The sequence below is a fragment of the Vibrio sp. 10N.286.48.C11 genome, from assembly GCF_041469805.1.
Classification (GTDB): domain Bacteria; phylum Pseudomonadota; class Gammaproteobacteria; order Enterobacterales; family Vibrionaceae; genus Vibrio; species Vibrio crassostreae_C.
In genome coordinates, this window is record NZ_JBFRLK010000022.1 from 1 (window position 1) to 21,155 (window position 21,155).

At 43.4% G+C, this 21,155-nt stretch carries 17 protein-coding genes; 4 read left to right on the forward strand and 13 right to left on the reverse strand.

Features of this window, described 5'->3' with window-relative positions:
- Positions 1-37 precede the first annotated feature (37 nt).
- From AB4209_RS07790 to AB4209_RS07815, 6 genes are all read right to left on the reverse strand, one after another.
- Positions 38-1,678 (reverse strand): AAA family ATPase, encoded by a 1,641-nt coding sequence (locus tag AB4209_RS07790; protein ID WP_372055451.1) that lies wholly within the window; start codon positions 1,676-1,678, stop codon positions 38-40.
- Positions 1,679-1,734: 56 nt separating this feature from the next.
- Positions 1,735-2,151: a VPA1267 family protein gene (locus AB4209_RS07795; RefSeq protein WP_371955748.1), complete on the reverse strand. Its 417-nt coding sequence runs from the start codon at positions 2,149-2,151 to the stop codon at positions 1,735-1,737.
- Positions 2,152-2,160: 9 nt separating this feature from the next.
- On the reverse strand, positions 2,161-2,724 hold the full coding sequence (locus tag AB4209_RS07800) for a recombinase family protein (protein WP_371955747.1): 564 nt from the start codon (positions 2,722-2,724) through the stop codon (positions 2,161-2,163).
- 176 nt (positions 2,725-2,900) lie between these two features.
- The gene (locus AB4209_RS07805) at positions 2,901-3,557 is read right to left on the reverse strand and encodes a hypothetical protein (protein WP_371955746.1); all 657 of its coding nucleotides are present in this window, start codon (positions 3,555-3,557) and stop codon (positions 2,901-2,903) included.
- Positions 3,558-3,561: 4 nt separating this feature from the next.
- Entirely contained in the window at positions 3,562-6,918 is a 3,357-nt protein-coding gene (locus tag AB4209_RS07810) for a hypothetical protein (RefSeq protein WP_372055454.1), read from the reverse strand.
- Positions 6,915-8,357, reverse strand: coding sequence for a site-specific integrase (locus tag AB4209_RS07815; RefSeq protein WP_371955744.1), 1,443 nt, complete (start codon positions 8,355-8,357; stop codon positions 6,915-6,917). The genes AB4209_RS07810 and AB4209_RS07815 overlap by 4 nt, the downstream gene beginning before the upstream one ends.
- Before the next feature lie 906 nt (positions 8,358-9,263).
- Here AB4209_RS07815 and folD point away from each other — a divergent pair.
- Positions 9,264-10,121: a bifunctional methylenetetrahydrofolate dehydrogenase/methenyltetrahydrofolate cyclohydrolase FolD gene (folD, locus tag AB4209_RS07820; RefSeq protein ID WP_017062367.1), complete on the forward strand. Its 858-nt coding sequence runs from the start codon at positions 9,264-9,266 to the stop codon at positions 10,119-10,121.
- A 126-nt stretch (positions 10,122-10,247) separates the two neighbouring features.
- Here folD and AB4209_RS07825 read toward each other — a convergent pair whose 3' ends face one another.
- From AB4209_RS07825 to AB4209_RS07845, 5 genes are all read right to left on the reverse strand, one after another.
- Positions 10,248-12,062, reverse strand: a complete 1,815-nt coding sequence (locus AB4209_RS07825) for a cation:proton antiporter (RefSeq protein ID WP_372055456.1) — start codon at positions 12,060-12,062, stop codon at positions 10,248-10,250.
- Between the two features lie 215 nt (positions 12,063-12,277).
- Entirely contained in the window at positions 12,278-13,477 is a 1,200-nt protein-coding gene (locus AB4209_RS07830; RefSeq protein ID WP_372055458.1) for a NupC/NupG family nucleoside CNT transporter, read from the reverse strand.
- A 205-nt stretch (positions 13,478-13,682) separates the two neighbouring features.
- Positions 13,683-14,603, reverse strand: a complete 921-nt coding sequence (locus AB4209_RS07835) for a LysR family transcriptional regulator (RefSeq protein ID WP_017063421.1) — start codon at positions 14,601-14,603, stop codon at positions 13,683-13,685.
- A 135-nt stretch (positions 14,604-14,738) separates the two neighbouring features.
- Positions 14,739-15,737: a lytic transglycosylase domain-containing protein gene (locus tag AB4209_RS07840; protein WP_017062371.1), complete on the reverse strand. Its 999-nt coding sequence runs from the start codon at positions 15,735-15,737 to the stop codon at positions 14,739-14,741.
- A gap of 30 nt (positions 15,738-15,767) precedes the next feature.
- Positions 15,768-16,058, reverse strand: coding sequence for a YcgL domain-containing protein (locus AB4209_RS07845; RefSeq protein ID WP_017062372.1), 291 nt, complete (start codon positions 16,056-16,058; stop codon positions 15,768-15,770).
- A gap of 219 nt (positions 16,059-16,277) precedes the next feature.
- Here AB4209_RS07845 and minC point away from each other — a divergent pair, with 219 nt between their 5' ends.
- The 3 genes from minC to minE are packed head-to-tail and all read left to right on the forward strand — an operon-like array spanning position 16,278 to position 18,044.
- Entirely contained in the window at positions 16,278-16,940 is a 663-nt protein-coding gene (gene minC / locus AB4209_RS07850) for a septum site-determining protein MinC (RefSeq protein ID WP_017063419.1), read from the forward strand.
- A 21-nt stretch (positions 16,941-16,961) separates the two neighbouring features.
- Positions 16,962-17,774, forward strand: a complete 813-nt coding sequence (gene minD / locus AB4209_RS07855; protein ID WP_009848498.1) for a septum site-determining protein MinD — start codon at positions 16,962-16,964, stop codon at positions 17,772-17,774.
- A gap of 6 nt (positions 17,775-17,780) precedes the next feature.
- Complete coding sequence (gene minE / locus AB4209_RS07860; RefSeq protein ID WP_010436847.1) at positions 17,781-18,044, forward strand: cell division topological specificity factor MinE; 264 nt, start codon at positions 17,781-17,783, stop codon at positions 18,042-18,044.
- A gap of 129 nt (positions 18,045-18,173) precedes the next feature.
- Here the strand turns inward: minE and rnd are convergent, their stop codons facing one another.
- Positions 18,174-19,292 carry a ribonuclease D gene (rnd, locus tag AB4209_RS07865; RefSeq protein ID WP_017062374.1) on the reverse strand — a complete coding sequence of 373 codons (1,119 nt, stop codon included), beginning with the start codon at positions 19,290-19,292 and terminating at the stop codon, positions 18,174-18,176.
- 142 nt (positions 19,293-19,434) lie between these two features.
- Positions 19,435-21,129 carry a long-chain-fatty-acid--CoA ligase FadD gene (gene fadD, locus AB4209_RS07870; RefSeq protein WP_372055460.1) on the reverse strand — a complete coding sequence of 565 codons (1,695 nt, stop codon included), beginning with the start codon at positions 21,127-21,129 and terminating at the stop codon, positions 19,435-19,437.
- Positions 21,130-21,155: the final 26 nt, after the last annotated feature.

A 21,155-nucleotide genomic window follows, 5' to 3' on the forward strand; every position in this document is an offset into this window, starting at 1 on the left:
GGTTTTCGCTATTCCGATCACCGATTTCGGAGTTAGGCTAAAAGTGATCGGATAATCGCGGAATCAGTGATCGGTTTAAACCGAAATGGGTGATCGGATAATCCCGAAATGACTGATCGGAATGCTCCGAAATATGCAATAAATCAACTATGTCGTTGACGATATTAGCCCTACTGGTTTCGGTGAAGAAAACATTCTTATAATTCAGTTCCTTTGGGACTATCGAATTCCTAATGTCACCTGCATAGTCAGGAATACCCGTTTCACCCTTTTGCCGACGAACAACGTCAAGGTGCGTTCTTGGTAGATCCCCATACTGTATAAACTCCGACAAAACTAGCCCTGCGCCGATAGGCGGTAGCTGCTCATCATCTCCTACGAATATGATTCGTGTACTCTTAGGCAGCTTCATAATTAACTTATAGAGGCTAGGCACATCAACCATAGATGCCTCATCAATCACAAGTAACGTTGACTCATGGATATTGATATCTGCGTCATTCAGCATCAAGAATCTATGTATAGTTTGAGTTTCAACTAGGATGGACTCATGCAATCGCTTTGCTGCTCTACCACTTAGTGCAACTCCGTACACTTTGAAGTCAAGAGCCATATAGCTATCGACAATTGCCTTCATTACAGTTGTTTTACCCGTACCTGCTCCACCTGTTAGGATAAATACGTGATGCTCAAGACTCCGAATTATTGCTTCATTTTGCTTCTCAGTTAATGGGAACTTGAATTGAGCCACTGCATTTTTGTAGGCCTCATCAGCCCTAGAGCGCCACCCACTCCCTAAGTTCGCCAAATAGTTTATACGCTTGGCGATCACGCTCTCCATGATGTACAGGCCAGTATGGTGAACCTGCTGAGTCTTATCGTTGTAATAGATAGCGAGCGAGCTGTGAGCATTTACAAGGCACTCCTCAGCCAAACTTTCATCATCCTCACAGATCTCCATAACCAAGTGCCAAAGCTCGTCAATTTGAGCGACTGTGTGTCCTTCTTTACAGTGCTGATGCATTGCCTTTTCAACTATTGCATTCATCCTTCGTGGGTCATACAGATCTACTTTGAAAGCTTCAGTTGCTAATGTATCTGTATCTTTAAATGAGACACCAAAGTACTGTAACAAATAAGGATTTTGTTTTATCTGTTGTACAGCCTCAGACTTGTGGTACTTAAAAAGTCTTTGCTGAACTGATGGCGGAATGCCCATTTTTGCAAAATAGAGAGCATCGTTTAGGTTTTCGTATTTTCGATACCCTTCTGCGAGCTTACTTGCCAGTTGAGGTGTGAATAGGTCACTTATCTCCTTCGTTTCTCCTGTTTCAAGTAACTCAAATAACTTTACCCCAAATGCCTCGAAGACTCTTCGCGCTTTTATCTCTCCAATACCCTCGAAATCTGGTTCCCTAGAAACAAACTGAATAAACTCTTCTACTGTTTCTGGTAGCACCATAACAGCGTCCGGTTGGGTAAAAGAATATTGTGTAAGCTCATAACCACTATGGTTTACAGCCTTCTCGTCCACGTCTCCTAACAACTCCCATACCTGACCTGCTCTTGGTTCAGCATTGAGCTTCTTTTCGTTTAATTCTACCGAAGCATAGGATTTAGCTGGTACACGATTTACATAGTCGTCGATCCGCACGAACATACCATTGAATCTGTACATGCCATTTCTCAAGCCGTACACAGTTGTGATTCTGATGTAATACCGAGATGACACATTCATAAAATATTACCCATAGTATTGATGACCTCTTCCAGCTCGGAATAACGAGACAGTTTGGCTTTAAGCTCCAATATCTCAGACCTCAACTTGTTATTTTCAGCCTCTAGAAGCCTAACTTTAATAGCACTATTGTCTCGCTCTTTACTGGAGGATGCTCTAGTGGCGGTTGATTTTCCAACCGAACTAGGAAGAATTCCTATACTACGCAGGTATTTCTCTAGATCTTCTAGGGCTTTAGCAAGGGCAGGGTTTTGTCTAAATGCTGACTTGCCTATATCAGCTTGCTTTGATATTTCACCTCGGTTGAGCTTGCCTCGATGAATCATGCTCTTATAATCTGAATCAGACTTAGTGGCCTTCCATACCTCAAACTTGTACAAGTTTTCTTGAGCCAACTGTTGACCGTTTGCCATTCCTATTCCTTATGTGTTTTTAGCACCTAGCACGCGATACACTGTTTGTCGAGATACACCACACTCTTTGCTAATCTGTGACTTGGGAATACCTGCACTCGCTTTTTGACGGATTGCCTGAACTACATCTTGAGATAAAGAAGGGCGACCAATATTTTTTCCCTTTGCTTTTGCTGCTTGCATTCCTTCACGCTGCCTAATATTAATCAGCTTTCGCTCAAACTCTGCGAATGCACCGAGCATTTGCATCGTCAATTTGGCAAAAGGATCTTCTTTAGTTGAAAACTCTAATTTTTCACTTAGAAAGATAACCGAAGCGCCTTTATTGTTTATCATTTCGATAATGCTTTGAAGGTCGAGGAGGTTCCTAGCTAGCCTGTCAATAGAGTGAACATACAGCTCGTCGCCTAAACGAAGGTACTCAATGCACTCTGTGAGTACTGGTCTGTTTCGTACAGTCTTAGCAGACATTCTCTCTACAAATAGTTTGTCTACATCAATACCGACTAATTGCCTGTCAATGTTCTGATCTGCACTGGACACTCGTATGTATCCAACTTTTTGAATTGTCATAAGTAAACTCACCTAGGTATCGTAACAAAAACACTACGCATTAAGTTACAACCTGTCAACAAATATGAATAGACCTTATGTTACACACAAAAACAGCACCTCGGCAGGTGCTGTTTTTGTGTAACTAAAGTGTACCTTTATGGACAGTGTTTCAAGAAATCCAGTATACGGAATGATTATTTGTCCTTGAAATAGTCAGGTAGGTTTTCCATATTGAAAAGCTCACTATCCGTCAGCAAGTCAATGACTTTACCATTCTTAACCACGAAAGAACCTTCCATGTTTTGCGCTGTTCGAAGTTCAGGTTTTAGTAAATTTTCGATAACTTCAAGAGCCTTACTAAGCTGCGCTTTATCACTCTCATGCAATTGCTTGATCGTAGCTAATTCAGATTGTGTATATGTTGTGGCCTTGGGGGGGGCAATAGAGGCGATGACACTGTTTCGTTTGTCCTGCGCTTCAACTAACAGCAACCGAATTTCATTCTCTTTTCCATCGACTTCATGCTCCAGTTCATCCACGCGTGTGGTCAATCTCTCTATATCCAAGTTTTGCTTCCTGACCTTTAATTCGAGCTTGACCTTAGCGTCAGGTTTTTCCTCTTTCTTACCGACAAAGTTATCGATCAGAACCTTATATCGACTACCTGCTCTCCTTAATGTAGAACTATCGACAGGCATCCCATACTCTGTCATTTTTTGTGCTACATACTCCGAAAGTTTACGCGAAGATGCAAACGTCGAATTTGATGCAGTTAGCTCAATGAGAATTTTCTCAACAAATTCAACTCGTTTCTTCGCAAGAGATTGTTTCCTCTCAATTAAAGTTGCCATAACGCTATCTCTGGTTTCCGGTACTCATCAGAGCCAATATCTCATTATTGGTTAATCCTCGAAGATCAGCCTTCGTTTTTGCCACTGCCACTAAATACTCTATATCAGACAGGTCTTCAGTAGACTGACCCACTCGATCTTTAGCCCTAACCTCTATTTTTCTTCTGAGCCTAGAGGCTTGCATTTTTAGTCTATCACTATGTAAATACGGAATTCCCTCAGTTTCCTTTAACCTTAACATGAGCATTTCTTGCTCACTTGCACCGTGAACTTTCATTGAATTCAATAGTTGCAAGCCCTCGTCAGACACATAATAGATACCGTTAACATTGGCGTTAGCATCTTCAATCACGTTCTTGCGCACTTCCCAATATGATGCTTTGATAACACACTCCATTTTCTCGTTCTCGAGTTCTTTTATTTCTGTCTCAAGCATTTCAAAGTTATCCAACTTTGTATTTATTGTTTTAATGTCATCACACAAAAGACGAATTGTTGAAGTGATCGCAGGGAGGTTGTTGTTTGTGCACACAGTTAATGGACATGCATGGCAGTTTTTCTCACCAATGCTGTTAATAATTTCCTTAGGACATTCTCCACCAGTAGGGCAAATGTGGGTACGGAAGTAAGCAATATTGTTGGTGTTAACTCTCCCCAACTCGGTAAGTCCGTTGAGTTGAATTACAGTTTCGCCCATATCGAAATTTACCGATTGAGCGTTATACTTATCTATTGTCTTACTTGGTGAATCATTCAATTCCTTCTCAAAAGCCTGCTGGTTAATTTCCAGATCACGCACAGATAGTATGGTATTCTGATCGTTTATCTTAGCATCATCTATGATCATAACTATCTGATTAATCAATTCCTTTGAGGCGCTATCTGGTAGACTTTTTGTATAGTAGTCGACTGTCGCTTCAGATTGACCAGTCAAGTATTTCCCAACCACATTCGACCCTAAAATTGGTGCAAAAACACTAACCGTCATAGTTCGCAACGAGTGCGGTGTTACTCGAGTTTTTCTAATGACAGGTGTAAATGCAACGGCCTTGTGACAATCATGATATGAAACTGAAATATCGCATAGCTTTGTATCAAACTCGCCTAAACTCGTAAGGTGGAGGAACTCACTCACTGAATAGTTAAGTGTAGGGGTAAAAAGTGTTGTAGGCTCAAAGCTAACACCATTGCGGGTTAGGAACGCTTCATATTCATTGATCATTTCACTAAATAAGTGAGGACACGCGGCGTCGTTGTGAAACTTTTTTATTCTAAATAATGGTGAGATATTTCCCCATTTAGAGTCCTCATAACCACCATATGGAATGTCACCACAAATACTCGGGTTGGACTCCATTGCCCTTTTTTTGATCTTATATACCTTGCGTAAAATCTCCATCGTCTCTTTAGATACCGTGACCGGATACGGCTCATTTTTTGCCTTATCGTTTGTCACTATCAACTGTTGGTACGCGCCACCATTGGGAGAATATAAATTGAAGCACTCTCGATCATCCAGCCAAATAGCATTTGACCTTCTCAGCCCAGAGTGAAGACCTAAATTCATTAGAGACCATGCGATGTGATTATGGATATACACGTTCTCATCTTTAGTGCCATATATCTTCCTGACCGTATCATTCTTGACCAGCTTTATTTGAGGCATTTGGCTTAGGTTTACTCTACCTATTTTCATAGGAACGCTACCGTCAATATTGACATTTCGATTTACTACAACATAGTTCCGACAGTTCACACCTGTTTCTATCGCTCTCTCTGACTCATCTAGAATCTGATTAGTGACCTCTTTACAAAAACTACGCAAACCAAGCCAATACTCTAACCCAAAGACATACTTGGTATTTTTCACATACCTGTTACCCTTTTTTTCCTTAGCCTTTCCAACAAGAGGGTTTCTAAAGCTCTGCACCAACCCCGAATCTAAAGTAGTAAGATAATCAAAGAAATTGCTGATTATTAGCAAAGCATCCCTACCACTGTTGTTACTTTTAGTATCATCTCGGTGGACAGCAGAGGTCATATCATAAACAAACTGTTGAAGCGTTACTGGGTATTGAAAGCCCTCTGTAAATTTTTCTCGATTTTCAATTTCAAATACATTGCTCCGCTGAACGTAAATACTATGCAGCAAATCTTCAGGTCGCTCTGGATAGGAAAACTTTCCGGAAAAGTCAGTACTGAAATAAGCGGGCAGATATGAGAATAGGTACTTATTAAAAATACTGAGTCGCATCTTTTTTTGCTTGACTGTTCCAGCTTCATTTGAGGTCGCTCGAATATAGTCATGTTGCGCAGCCACCCAGATGTTATCCTCATTCAGTTGTTCAGGGTAAAATGCTGAATCACTTCCTCCTTTACCAGACCAGTAGCCATAATCTATAAGGTTTTTTCTATCTCTGATAGGAACTATGATCTCTTTGATTCCCTGAACATTTTTACCGACTAGCTTCCATAGTTTGCTCGATTTTTCACTGTATACTGCTGTGTTCGATGCTGACTTTGCGCTCGTTTGTATTGTTACTCTCCTTTTGGTGAACTCTTTGTAGATATCGTTTTCACTCATAAGTTCAGCGCGAACCAGTAAGTCAATCGCAGGGCTGATATTGTAACTTGCGGGGCTGTTATCATGATGCTGCATTAAATTATCATGATAGCTGAGCAAAACATCCACGGTAATGTCATTTGCGTCTGTAATTCCATAAGCCACAATGATGTCTGCTAACCTCTTGAAAGACTGATTGAGCTTATCAGTCGACAACTTTTCTAATTGAATATGTTTCACATACCATTTTTTGAATGATGGTACTTGTATGAATGAGATGTTGGTTTCAAATCGCTTCATTGTCGCACCAAGCCATAAATCACTGGCCAGCGGAGGGATAAATTGGCTCATAGCTGTAGTGCTAATACGTGTCGCAGCATTTGTTGATTTAGGGTGGGAACCTACCATTGGGTTCAATGCAACAAGTTTTTTTAAGGCAAGGTAAGATACAAAGAGACGCATATTGTGCATGCGATTAAAGATGTCATTCGGTCTAATCTTATTGGATGATGGAACAAGCTTATCCAACACGGGAAGGTATTTCTCTTTAGTATCGCCACGAACCTCCATTTTCAGCAAAGATTCCATCTCCACCAAAAAACTTTTAATTTCAAAAAGTTGCATTTGGGATATTTTATTCAAGGTAGCAATACAATCATCACTACCATCGTCAGCACCTTTAAATTTTCGTTTGTACGAAGCAGGAAAAGCACTATCGCAACTCTCTTTTAATTTAATGCTAAAGGAATCAACAATAGTTCTGAAACTGTCTATTGTGAGGGTATCGTTGAAGATCATAATTTTTTACTCTGTTTTTCGATCATAGCGAACTTGTTGGTAGGCCTACCCTCGTAAAAGGCGGTTTCATGCTCCATTAGTGCTTTGTTTGTGTCTTCAATCTTTTGCGCCATTTTCACAAAGCTTTCCTTGGAATATTTTTTAGTGCTCTTGAGTTCAGAGTGGCGCATATAGTACTGAATCTCTTGATCTGAATAACCCTGACCGCCTTCAGGACGCGGAGCAAAGTTGCGCATAAAGACCGCATAGAAGTGACGCATCGAGTGAGTTCCAAGCTTGTCGAAAATCTCATCAGTCAAACCCGCTCTTGTAAGATTACGATTCCAAGCCTCACAGATGGTACTCTCACTTGAGTGAAAATATGGAGGGTAAATCATTTCCTCAGTGAGTTTATTTTTGACTCCACGCGACTGTAAAAATAGATATTCAGAACCCGATTCCGGGCGCTCATTCTCCAAATAAAGTGTTAACTCTTCAAAAAATAGAGTCTTAAACGGCTCAATCAAGTGGACTAAGTAATGGTCAATGGATTTACCTGCTACATTAGTATAACTAACTGATTCTAAATAACTGATTGTGCCTTTGTCGTGTAGCTTGACGTGTTCTTTTACTACGTCAACATCTTGAAACCTGATAGAAGCGGCCTCAGAGATACGCAACCCGCCTCCAAAACAAAGTGCATATATGGCTCTATCGCGATGGGTTTTGACATTGATATAGAATTGTCCAACGCATTCAAGGGGAAAGAACTTATCGTGTTCTGCTTTTGGTGTGGATGGAAGTTTAAAAAAGTTCTTAATCATTGTGACCTTTGCACCACCAGATATACAAGATGCCATGTAAGACCTTTCAACTAAGGCAGCGCGTTCTCTGTATGATAAGTGCCTGACTTTTCCAAGCTCTTGACCAACAGCAGTTAGCCCTTGTTCTACATCTATTAGCCCATCCGCATTGCGCTGGCGTTGCAAACTATGCTCAAGGGCATTTGACGCGGACACGAAATCACACAAACTAGATATCATGCGACTGACAGAAGCTCTTTTTAGAGAACTAGAGTCTAAGTTCTCAGCACATATTCTTGCTAAAGGGTTTTTAGAGTGCTTTCCATCAAGTAGAAATGAGGCGTACCCAGCAAAAATTAACGTCAATGTACTTCTGAGTTCATGACTTGCTGCTATGGCGGGATTGTCACTAACTGCATTGTTGTACTCTTCTGAATGCATCACTATCGATGCCTCGATAAAGTAATCATAAAATTTAGCAAGATCAGAAGCCTTAGCTTTAACTGTATTGTATGGTTGGCTACTCAAAATCATTGCATTTATATGCTCTTCAAGCTCAACAATCCTACCTGTCTTATTCGATATGTATGAATAAAACACCACGCCGTCTGCGTCTCTTAACTCTCTCTTGGTTAGATTTTTTGTTTTTCTAGGCATAAGTCCATTGCACCAATAATTAACCTAAGTAACTTTATATAAACTAGCAGTATTTTTATTTTGGTGCAATGACATTGGGAAACAAGGATTCGTTGGCTTTTTAGTTTTTAAATGATGGGAAATTTTCTAGCAGGCATACGAAAAAAGCCAGTATCTAAACTAATAGATACTGGCTCTTCGAAAGTGGCACGCCCTGTAGGATTCGAACCTACGACCACATCCTTCATCACACTATAGCTTTCGCTACCACCTATAGAGGCTTTGTGCGCTGGACTATCCCTTTACCATAGCTTTAAAAGCTTTAGGTAGACGCCGTCTAGTCTCTACACCTTCCCAGTATAACTGGGCTTGGCTCGGGATTGCCAACTCGTAAAAGTAAGGTTTCCCCGAATTTGACGTCTTACACTCTTATCGTTTCCAAAAAGAGGCCCAACCTGAATGCTAGTATAAACTAGCCAATTAGAAGGGACGTGCTCTATCCAGCTGAGCTAAGGGCGCATTATTTAGTTCTTAAACTATAACTAGTTAAAAAACGAAATTCAAATTGTTTCTTCGTTTGGCCTTCATTGCACCAAACGTGGTATCACGACCGCTTTGCAAACTTGCTAATTCATTACACCAGAATTAACCTAATATAAGAACCTTCGACCACCTCCTTAGAAGGGAGGTGCTCTATCCAGCTGAGCTAAGGGCGCGCTACAGGAACGAATTATACGAATTCGAATCAGTAAAGCAACGGCTTTATGTAACATTCTGATCTAAGTGGGTAAAAAAAGGCCAACAAACATATAAGTGTTGGAAAATAGACCAAAGCAAACGTTTGCTTGATGGTAATCAAAAAGATTTTCTGGAATAATGCGCCAAAAACATCAGCCACTAACTTGAATATCAATACTAAGGAAATTCATGACTGCTCAAAATATTGATGGAAAGCTAATTTCTCAAACGGTTCGCTCCGAAGTTGCTGCACGTGTAAAAGCTCGTACTGAAGCTGGATTACGCGCTCCGGGCCTAGCGGTTGTTTTAGTGGGTGAAGACCCTGCTTCTCAGGTTTACGTTGGAAGTAAGCGTAAAGCGTGTGAAGAAGTTGGCTTCGTATCTAAATCTTACGACTTGCCAGCCACTGCGACAGAAGACGAATTGTTAACATTGGTAGACCAACTGAACGACGATCCAGAGATCGACGGTATTCTTGTTCAACTGCCTCTACCAGCTGGCATTGATAGCACTCACGTTCTTGAGCGTATCACGCCAGAGAAAGACGTTGACGGCTTCCACCCATACAATGTCGGCCGTTTGGCTCAGCGCATGCCTAAGCTTCGCTCTTGTACGCCAAAAGGCATCATCACGCTGCTTGACCGTTACAACATCGACTTACGTGGTAAACACGCGGTTGTGGTTGGCGCATCAAACATTGTAGGTCGCCCAATGACGCTAGAACTTCTTCTAGCAGGTTGTACAACGACAACATGTCACCGCTTCACCAAAGACCTTGAAGGTCACGTGCGTCAAGCAGACGTTGTTGTAGTTGCCGTTGGTAAGCCTAACTTCATTCCTGGCGCTTGGATTAAGAAAGGCGCTGTTGTGGTCGATGTTGGTATCAACCGTTTAGAATCTGGCAAACTAGTGGGCGACGTTGAATACGACGTAGCGAAAGAAAGCGCAAGCTTCATCACACCTGTGCCGGGTGGTGTTGGCCCAATGACGGTTGCGAGCCTAATCGAGAACACCATGATCGCTTGCGAGCAATTTCACTCGAAGTAGTCCGCAGCGCATATAAATAAAATTAGAAAGCCGCAACGTGATGAACGTTGCGGCTTTTTTGATGCTTTGGTACTTAGCTATTCGTTTTTACAACGGGGTGACTCGCTTTTGATGAAGTGCTCGTTGCTACTTATCTGGAGTCTCGACTTTTTCCGTCTGTTCAGAAGGCGGTAATAAACTAATAAGCTCACACTCCGTTGATATGAGTTTTTCCAACTCAGATCCTTGTGTAATTAAACGGAAATCACCGCCATTAATCATCCCAAGAGGAATGGCTTTAGGATACAAAGCGTTAAACTCTTTTAAATCAAATGCCTCGGTCAAACCTGTACTTTTAATTTGGCTACCCTGAGCCATCAACGAGTTAAGCTTAGAATAGGTAATCCCTTCCGAGAACAGACTTCGATTGCTATTGCGGCTCACTTGATGTCTTTCATGCTTAGTCTCTGACGATTCAAGCTCAAACACCTTATTGGCACCAAACTCGTCTTGGTAATGCATGCTGACTAACGGGTTGGTTTGACGATAAGGCGAGACGATCATCGCACGCCCTATCCCATCGAGTTCCAAATTGTTTTCCGCGTGGCTTGAAGCTGGGTTACCAAAGTAAACATTCAAGTTATCCATACGAGCTAAGCGAATGCTTTCCCAGTTAGTATCAGCAAGCACACTGTTGATGTTGTGTGTGGCTAGCACCTTGGCAAATTGTCTTGCAAAGTGAGTGGCGCCAAAGAAGATAACCCCTTGCGCTTTCTCTTGAGTGACCCCTAGCCTTCTCGCCCACCAACTCGCGGTAAGGCTCTGAATCACAACCGTACCGATGATGACCAAGAACACCATTGGCACCAGTAAATCTGCGCCTTCAATTAATTGCTTCTCTTGAAGTTTGATTGCAAACAGAGAAGAAACCGCGGCTGCAACGATCCCGCGCGGTGCCATCCAGCTCAAAAACCATTTATCCGCAGAGGTAAGATCCGTGCCGATCCCGCTGATCCACACACTCAAAGGACGCGCCACCAGCATCACTACCGCTAACAAGCCAACCCCACCCCAACCTATCGAGAGGAAGGTTCCGGAGTCGAGCCTGCTCGCTAACAGAATAAACAACGCAGAAATAAGTAACACGGTCAGGGTTTCTTTGAATTCGATGATGTCTTCGATATCCAAGCCCTTCACGTTGGCAAGCCAGATCCCCATGATGGTCACGGTTAATAAACCCGATTCTTCACTCAGATCATTAGAAAACGAGAACGCCGCCAACATTAGCGTCAGCACAGCCACATTACGTAAATAGTGCGGTACCCAATGCCCTTGCAGCATCTTGGCAATCAAATGGCCACCGATGATCCCTAAGCCTAAACCTATGACTAACGTCAGGCCCAGAGCTGACAGAACGTGTCCGGTAGGGTCGGCAGAAGAAACAATGTACTCGTAGACGAGAACCGCAAACAGAGCACCAATCGGATCAATTACTATCCCTTCCCATCGCAAGATACTGCCTAACGAAGATTTAGGCTGAATACTGCGAAGCATGGGCACGATTACCGTAGGGCCAGTTACCACAACTAATGCACCAAACAGTGCGGCTAACGGCCAACTGAAGTCCACAAAGTAGTATGCCCCCACCACGATGCACGCCCATGTAATCAACATGCCGAAACTCACGAGGTGAGTCACCATCCGGCCATGGCCTCTGATTTCTTTGAAATTTAGGGTCAATGCTCCTTCAAACAAGATGATGGCAACCCCTAAGGAGATCATAGGAAACAGCACATCACCGAAAATGGCATCGGGATTTAGAATATTCAGGCCGGGACCTAACAATAGGCCAACGATAAGGAGAGGGAGAATGGCGGGAAGACGTAAACGCCAGCCGAGCTGCTGACAAGCTAAAGACAAGAGTCCAATTAACGCCAAAGAAGAAGTAATCGACAAATCCATTTGTGCCCCTAAAAGGTTTGCACCACACCCTGTGGTACAAACTATTCAATGAAATAAGAAAGCCTACGTTCTTACACTATAGGCTCTCTTTTTCACGCTAACCGAATATTATTGTGATTAATCAGTCACTTTACTATAGGGGGAGTAAAGCCATGATTAGTTAACTGGGTGGTTATGGCCCAGTTAGAAAATGCTTATAAGTCACCAATAATTACTTATAGAGAAAGCACCACGCCCGCAATCGCTGCGCTCATTAGGTTGGCAAGCACACCCGCACAAATTGCTTTAAAGCCGTAATGTGAGATGAAAGAGCGACGCTCTGGAACTAAGCTACCCAAACCGCCAATCAGAATTGCCATGGTAGAGATGTTGGCAAAACCACATAGTGCGAAAGTAACGATCGCTTTTGAGTGCTCACTCAGTGCGTCTTTTACGTCCATTAACTGGATGAAAGCCACAAACTCGTTCACAACGATCTTGTTACCGATCAGCGAGCCTGCAACCACAGCCTCAGACCACGGCACACCGATCAGCCATGCAACAGGCGCGAACACATAACCTAGGATAAGTTCGAAGCTTAGGTTTACGCCAAACCAGCCACCAACAATACCTAACAAGCCATTCAGCATTGCTATCACACTGATAAAGGCCAAAAGTGTCGCACCCACTGCAACGGCAATACGAAGTCCAGACATAGCCCCATCTGCCATTGCCTCGACTACGTTTGTTGCTCGTGGAATTTCAACGTCAGACTCAATATTTTCTTGAGCGTCATCTGCGCTACCTGGTACCAAAATCTTGGCCATCAATAGACCAGCAGGAGCAGACATGAATGCCGCAGCGATCAGGTAGTTCAAATCAACACCAAGCGATGCATAACCGACTAGCGTGCCACCAGCTACAGAAGCCAAACCACACACCATGACGGCAAACAGTTGTGAATCCGTCATGTGCTTCAAGTAAGGCTTAACCACCAATGGAGCTTCAATCATGCCAACGAAAATGTTTGCAGTCGCAGACAGTGACTCCGCACGACCTGTGCCCAAGAACTTTTGTAGTGCGCCACCGATAAGGTTGATCACCTTTGGCATAAAGCCGATGTGGTACAAACCAGAGATCAGTGCAGAGAAAAAGATAATGATGCCTAGAACGTTAATCGCGAAAACAAATCCGTTATTCGTTAGGCCACCAAATAGGAAGTTAATCCCCTCTTGACCGTAGTTGATCAAGCTAGATACCGCACCTGTGGCTGCATTCAACGCTTCTTTACCCATTGGTACATACAGAACCAATAGCGCGAATGAGATTTGTAATAAGAAAGCCAAAGAGACTGTTCTTAGTGGAATATTTTTTCTGTCCGTAGATAGTAACCAAGCGGCAACTAAAATAGTGATAATTCCAAGTAGGGAAGCCATGTGCGTCAACCTAAAAGTTGTAGGTAGGAAAGGCGACGCATTCTATAGAGGAAATCGTTTGCGGCAAGCTGAGGTTGTTAATGTGATGTTGGGGTAATCACGATTTAACTATGAGTATAATTAAGTTATTGAATTTTAATAATTAACTTTGATTAAAAAGTGTACTTTTTCCATATGGAAATTATATTTATAGATTAGGAAACAGTTAGCGATGCAGTTCAACGCAAGTTTTGAGGTTTTTGTCCCAATACGTCGGCGACCCGATATGATCTTTAATGAACTCAATCACTGCCGAAAGCTTCTTCGGCATATTCTTTCGGCTCGGGTAAACGGCATAGAATGGCATCAGCTGACTGGCTCTCCACTCTGGCAATACTTGAATGAGCTTGCCCGTTCTAAACTCTTCTTTCACTAAGTAAGTCGCCAAATAAGCAACGCCCCACCCTGATACTGCCGCGTCTCGTACTGCCTCAGCCAAATCGACTGAGTAATCGCCCGCGACTTTGACGCTGAGGTTTTCTTGCCCGTTGTCAAACGCCCACGATGTGTAATCTCGTTCACGGCTGCGATAGATAAGACAGTTATGGTCAATCAAATCGGAAGGTACATGTGGCGTCCCAGCCTTAATCAGATAATCCGGTGACGCAGCCACCACAAACTGACTGTCGGCTAATCGCTGCGCAATGTAACCTTCAGGCAAATCTTCATTGTTGGTGATCCAGAGATCCAAGCGCTCTTCAATCATGTCCACCTTATAGTCGAACAAGTGGACCTCGATTCTCAACTGAGGATAAAGCTGTCTGAGTTGATCAATCGCCGGAATGATATGGAGTGTGCCAAATGACTGCGACAAACCGACGCGTAGTATTCCAGAGATATCATCGCGCTGGCTATCCATATCCATCTGAGCTGCTTTCACCGTGTTAAACAGCTGCTCACAATGTTGATAGAACACGTCTCCCGCTTCAGTCAGCGTGAGGCTTCGTGTGGTTCGTTGTACCAACTTGATGCCGATTGAGTCTTCAAGCAAAGCGACTTGCTTACTGATATGAGACACCGAAACGTTCAAGCTTTTTGCAGCACTGGTAAAGCCTTCGTGCTTGATCAGCGCATGGAATATCACCATCTGTGCAGCTCTATCTGTTAGCACAAGATCACCTTATTAAATCTCTGAAATATAAAATCAAAAAGGACTCCGAAGAGTCCTTTAGTTCGTTCTGCCTATGATAGGCCAAATGCTATTCAAAGCGACTTAGGTCTGTTAATCAAACTTAATTCTGTCGGCTAGGTGGCTTACTGCCAAAGCAAAGTAGTAAGAACGATTCCACTTCATTAACACATTGTAGTTGTTATAAATGAGGTACGAACGTCCGGTTTCATCATCCGGCATGATTAACCAAGCTTTAATGTCTTCATCAAGTGTTGGCAGTGGGCGATCGTCATAGCGTTTAATACCGAGTTCAGACCACTCTTTTAAGTATTTCGCTTTGTCTTCGTCTCGACCTTGTAAATCGATCGACACAGTTGACGGAACATGAACCTGACGACCCCAAGTATATTTGTCATCCCACCCTGATTGGCTGAGATAATTGGCCGCCGAAGCAAATACGTCTTCTTCAGTGCCCCAAATGTCTTTCTTGCCATCACCACTGCCATCAGCGGCGTAAGCTAAGAATGAGCTTGGCATAAACTGAGGTTGACCCATCGCACCAGCCCAAGAGCCTTTCATCTCTTTTGGTGCAATATGGCCTTGATCAAGAATCTTCAATGCCGCCATCGCTTCGCTACGGAAGAAAGCTTCTCGGCGTCCTTCATAAGCCATGGTCGTTAGGGCGTCGATAACGCTGTAATTGCCCGTGAACTTACCAAAATTACTCTCAACGCCCCATAGCGCGACAATGAATCTTGGTTGAACACCATATTCATCACCAATACGCTTTAACGCGGTGTAATGCTCCTTGTAGAGTGACCTTGCTTGCTTCACTTTCCAATCTGGAACCGCTCGTGGAATGTATTCATCCAGAGTCAGTTTTTTCTCAGGTTGGTTTTTGTCGGCTTTTACCGCTCTTGGCTTAAACGTTACACCATCAAAGGCTTCATCAATGATCGCTTCAGAGATGCCTTCTTCACGGCCTTGTTGTTTTAGTTTTTCTACATATTGCTCGAAGCTCAGTTCTTCAGCTTGTACTGAACTTATGGTCAGGCTATTACCCAATAGTAATGCCGACACAGCCAATATGGTTTTCGAAAATTTACTCAACGATCACTCCTCCTTGAATTGAGGTGGCTATCACTCTTCGTCTTGAGATTTCTGTTGAGCTTTACGCTCTTTATGAAGCTCAAGTTCGTTAACTGGTGGTGGCGGAACCTGTAAAAAGAAACCATCGGTATTCAGTGATTCTTTCACTTTTTCGATGTTTACTTGAGCCAGTTTACGGCCATCCATTTTAATTACCATTACAAAACTAGGTTTACCAAACATTTGCATCAATGCGTCAGGAACTTGTGAAAAATCATCCTTCTTAGGGATATAAAGGTATGTTCCTTCTTTCTTTGAGCTTTTATATATAGAACACAGCATGACAAACCTTTTAATTGATTATGACTACAAAACTCTCACTTGCGAGATCAATAGTTTATGTTAGGGAAATATTGGGAACAAAACGTCCATTTGACAACAAGATTACTTGCTGTGCTTGGTTTGGGAATATAACATGATAAACCTAGTTTCAGGCAATGCCCTTTATTTTATTGATAAAGAAATTGTACTAATCCGCTATTGAGGTCCTGTAGTTTTTCGATGTCTAGTAACCCAGATCTAAAAGGTAGCAGCTTTACGCTATCTGTTTTGCACTTATCCGATGATCAAGTCGAAAATGCAGTCTCTTTTCTTCAAGAGAAAGTAGACCAAGCACCTACGTTTTTCGCTGCCGCACCTGTTGTTATCAACATCAGTAAAGTCGCGGGCGATATCGATTTTGTGCAACTTAAAAATGGTATATCTCAAGCGGGCATGATCCCGGTTGGTGTGGCAGGCTGTTCTGATAAGCGAATGCAAAACCTCGCTAAAGAAGCCGGTTTTGCAGTGATGACGGCAAGCAAGTCGCCATCTCAAGCTCCAGCGAAAATGGCACCAATCAAAGTGATTAGAACCCCTATTCGTTCTGGTCAGCAGGTTTATGCGAAAGATGGCGATCTATTGATACTCAGCCATGTGAGTGCAGGCGCGGAAGTGATTGCCGATGGCAGCATCCATATTCATGGCACTTTACGCGGCCGTGCGATTGCAGGTGCAAGTGGTCAAACTGAAGCAAAAATAATTTGTAATGACTTACAAGCCGAGCTGGTTTCCATTGCTGGAAATTACTGGCTCAGCGATCAAATTGAAAGCGAGTACTGGCAGAAGAAAACCATGTTCAGTATGGCAAACGATGTATTACACGTTGATGTCCTCGCAATATAAGAGAAATAAAAGGAAAACAGAATGGCACGCATTATCGTTGTAACGTCAGGTAAAGGCGGGGTAGGCAAAACGACCTCCAGTGCAGCTATTGCCTCGGGTCTGGCTTTAAAAGGAAAGAAAACCGCAGTTATCGACTTTGATATCGGTCTGCGTAACCTAGATTTAATCATGGGTTGTGAGCGTCGTGTTGTGTACGACTTCGTTAATGTTATCAATGGTGAAGCGACGCTGAACCAAGCGATGATCAAAGACAAGCGCACAGAGAACCTGTTCATTCTTCCTGCTTCTCAAACTCGTGATAAAGACGCACTAACAAAAGATGGTGTTCGTCGTGTATTTGATGAACTGGATGAAATGGGCTTTGATTTCATCATCTGTGATTCTCCTGCGGGTATCGAACAAGGCGCTCTTATGGCGTTGTACTTCGCTGATGAAGCGATTGTAACCACCAACCCAGAAGTCTCTTCAGTACGCGATTCAGACCGTATTCTAGGTATTCTTGACTCTAAATCTCGTCGTTCTGAAGACGGCTTAGAGCCAGTGAAAACACACCTTCTATTGACTCGCTACAACCCAGCACGTGTAACTCAAGGTGAGATGCTCAGTGTTGAAGACGTTGAAGAAATCCTGCACATCTCTCTACTGGGTGTAATTCCAGAGAGCCAAGCGGTACTGAACGCATCGAACAAGGGTGTTCCAGTTATCTTTGACGAAGCAACCGACGCAGGTATGGCTTACAATGATACTGTAGAGCGACTACTGGGTAGCCAAGTTGACTTCCGCTTCTTAACGGAACAGAAGAAAGGCATCTTCAAACGACTGTTCGGGGGCTAATGCACAATGTCATTATTAGAGTTTTTTAGACCACAGAAAAAGACAACCGCAAACCTAGCCAAAGAACGTTTGCAGATCATTGTTGCCGAACGACGCAGCCATGACGACCCAGCGCCGTCTTACCTGCCGCAACTAAAAGAAGACATCTTGAAGTGTATTGCCAAGTACGTTGAGGTCGATCCATCAATGGTTGATCTGACTTTTGAACACAAAGATGACGACATCTCAGTGTTAGAGTTGAATGTTAAGCTTCCAGAAGAAGATCGATAATCTTTCTGAACAAGATTGGCAGGTAATACACTTGCTTGTATTGATTGAATAAAAAAGAGAGCCTAGGCTCTCTTTTTTGTATGTGCAGTTTATAACTGTAACTAAGTTAGGCTTTAAAGCAGCAAGCGGTTATTTGATCGCTTTACTCAGCTTTTCGCCAACCACATCTAAACGCCAGCCTTGCATAACATCAGGCAGCTTTTCTGGGTTACGATCGTGCTTCCACACCCAGCTTAACATTTGGTTAAGTTGCTTCTTCGATGCCAAGAATTCCGTCGCCAAACCACTGTGTTGTGATGCTGTTTTCACTTCATCTTTCAGCACTTTGAAGAGTTGCTTGTAGCCAGGGAAGTCCATTAGACGTTCTACTGGTGCTGGGTACTCTTCTTCTGGTGTATGTTCCGCTAACTTTACGATTGAGCTGATCTTCGCACCATGGCGACGCACAGAGCGGTAATCAAAACCCTCTTGCTCCATGTGCTTGGGATCTTTCATCGCAAAACGCGCCACAGCCCATAGGTCTTGTTCTTTGAAGACAAAGTTCAGCGCTAAATCGCGCTTGATTGCTTCTTTTAGACGCCAAGTTGCTAGAGGTCGTAAGATCGCTAATTGCTTAGGTTTAAGCTGCCACGCCCCTTTAATATCAAGGTAGGCTGTATCTGGGTTTACTTTACGAATGCGCTTGGCAACTTGTAAATCAGACTCTTGCTGAGCCGCTTCCCACCAGCCAGCTTCCATCACTTTTTCTAGAAGCTTGTTGTACATTGGCATTAGGTAATGCACGTCTGCTGCTGCGTAGTCCAATTGTTTTTGAGAAAGCGGACGCGCTAGCCAGTCTGTGCGAGATTCACTCTTATCGAGATCGACACCGACAAACTCTGAAACCAGAGCAGCAAAGCCCGTTGATAAACCATGACCTAAGAAAGCCGCCATGATCTGTGTATCAACCATTGGTGTTGGTGTACAGCCAAATGCGTTTTGGAACACTTCCAAATCTTCACCGCACGCGTGCAGCACTTTCAATACTGATGCGTCTTTCAACAAGGTAACGAACGGTGTCATGTCATCAAGAGCAATAGGGTCAATCAGTGACAGCGTTTCACCATCAAATAACTGAATCAAGCCTAATTGAGGGTAATAGGTTCTAGTACGAACGAACTCCGTATCAAGCATAACGACATCGGCTTCACGTGCTTGTTGGCAAACTCGCTCAAGGTCTTTCAATTGGGTAATGATTTGATAATCCACAAAAACTCTCACTGGTTTCTATTTGATCGCCGGATACAAAAATGCCGACATTAACTGTCGGCATTCTAACACCATTTTTCAGCGCTCGCTTAGATTAAGCGCCTGAATGGTTTCGGGGGCTAATTTCTCGCAAACCCGTGCATTACTCGCTTGCGCGTTTGGCAAGCTCTGCGTCGTTTTCTTCACGAAGCACTCGGCGCAAGATCTTACCTACATTGGTTTTTGGTAGTTCTTCACGGAACTCAATCAATTTAGGGATCTTGTAGCCCGTTAGGTGTTCACGACAGTGCGCGATAATGTCTTCTTTGGTTAGGCTCGGGTCACGTTTCACAACGTAAATCTTAACCAACTCACCTGACACTTCATGAGGTTGACCGATAGCCGCAACTTCTAACACTTTGCCATGCAGAGCCACAACATCTTCAATCTCGTTCGGGTAAACGTTGAAGCCCGACACTAGAATCATGTCTTTCTTACGGTCAACGATGTACAACAAGCCTTCATCATCAAACTTAACGATGTCACCTGTCGATAGCCAACCGTCTTGATCGATCACTTCTTTGGTCGCTTCTGGACGCTGCCAGTAACCTTGCATCACTTGAGGACCACGGACCTGCAATTCACCCACTTGGTCATTGCCAACCACTTTACCTTCATCATCAACAATACGAACTTCTGTTGATGGTACTGGCAGGCCGATTGCACCCGTATAGTCTTTCAAATCGTATGGGTTACCTGTGACCAAAGGAGCACATTCAGTTAAACCATAGCCTTCAAGTAGGTGGACACCTGTCGCTTTCTTCCATTGCTCAGCAACAGCGCGTTGAACCGCCATACCGCCGCCAACAGATAAACGCATGTTACTGAAATCCAACTCGTGGAAATCTTCGTTATTCACTAGCGCATTGAACAAGGTGTTTACGCCAGTAATCGCGGTAAACGGAACTTTTTGTAGTTCTTTAATAAAGCCAGGAATGTCACGAGGGTTAGTAATCAAAAGGTTACGACCACCCATCTCAACAAACAGTAAGCAGTTCACTGTCAATGCAAATACGTGGTAAAGCGGCAATGCCGTTACCACCAATTCACGGCCTTCTTGTAGCACAGGGCTGTATGCCCCTTTAGCTTGAAGTACGTTCGCAATCATATTGCGGTGCGTTAGAATTGCGCCCTTCGCTACACCCGTTGTACCACCTGTGTACTGTAGGAATGCGATGTCATCACCCGCCATAAACGGCTTCACATATTGAAGACGACGGCCTTTGTAAAGTGCCTTTCTGAATGAAATGGCACCCGGTAGATCGTACTTAGGCACCATACCTTTTACGTATTTCACTACGAAGTCGACAATCGTACCTTTCGCTCGTGGCAACATTTGCCCAAGGCTAGTGAGTACAACGTGTTTAACCGGAGTTTTATCAACGACTTTCTCTAGTGTGCTCGCAAAGTTAGAAACGATAACAATCGCCTTTGCGCCAGAGTCATTCAGTTGGTGTTCAAGTTCGCGAGGCGTGTACAGTGGGTTGACGTTCACAGCAATCATACCTGCACGCAGTACACCAAACAGTGCGATTGGGTATTGCAGCAAGTTTGGCATCATCAGCGCGACACGATCGCCTTTCTTCAGTTTTAGATCATTCTGCAAGTAAGCAGCAAAAGCACGACTGCGCTCTTCAAGCTTACGGAATGTCATAATCGATCCCATGTTGTCGAATGCAGGTTGGTCGGCGAACTTCTGTACCGACTGTTCAAACATTTCAATGAGAGATTGGTACTGATCTGGGTTGATCGTTTCTGGTACGTCACTTGGATAACGTGAAAGCCAAGGTTTATCCACGATGTTACTCCTCGTTTATCAGCTGA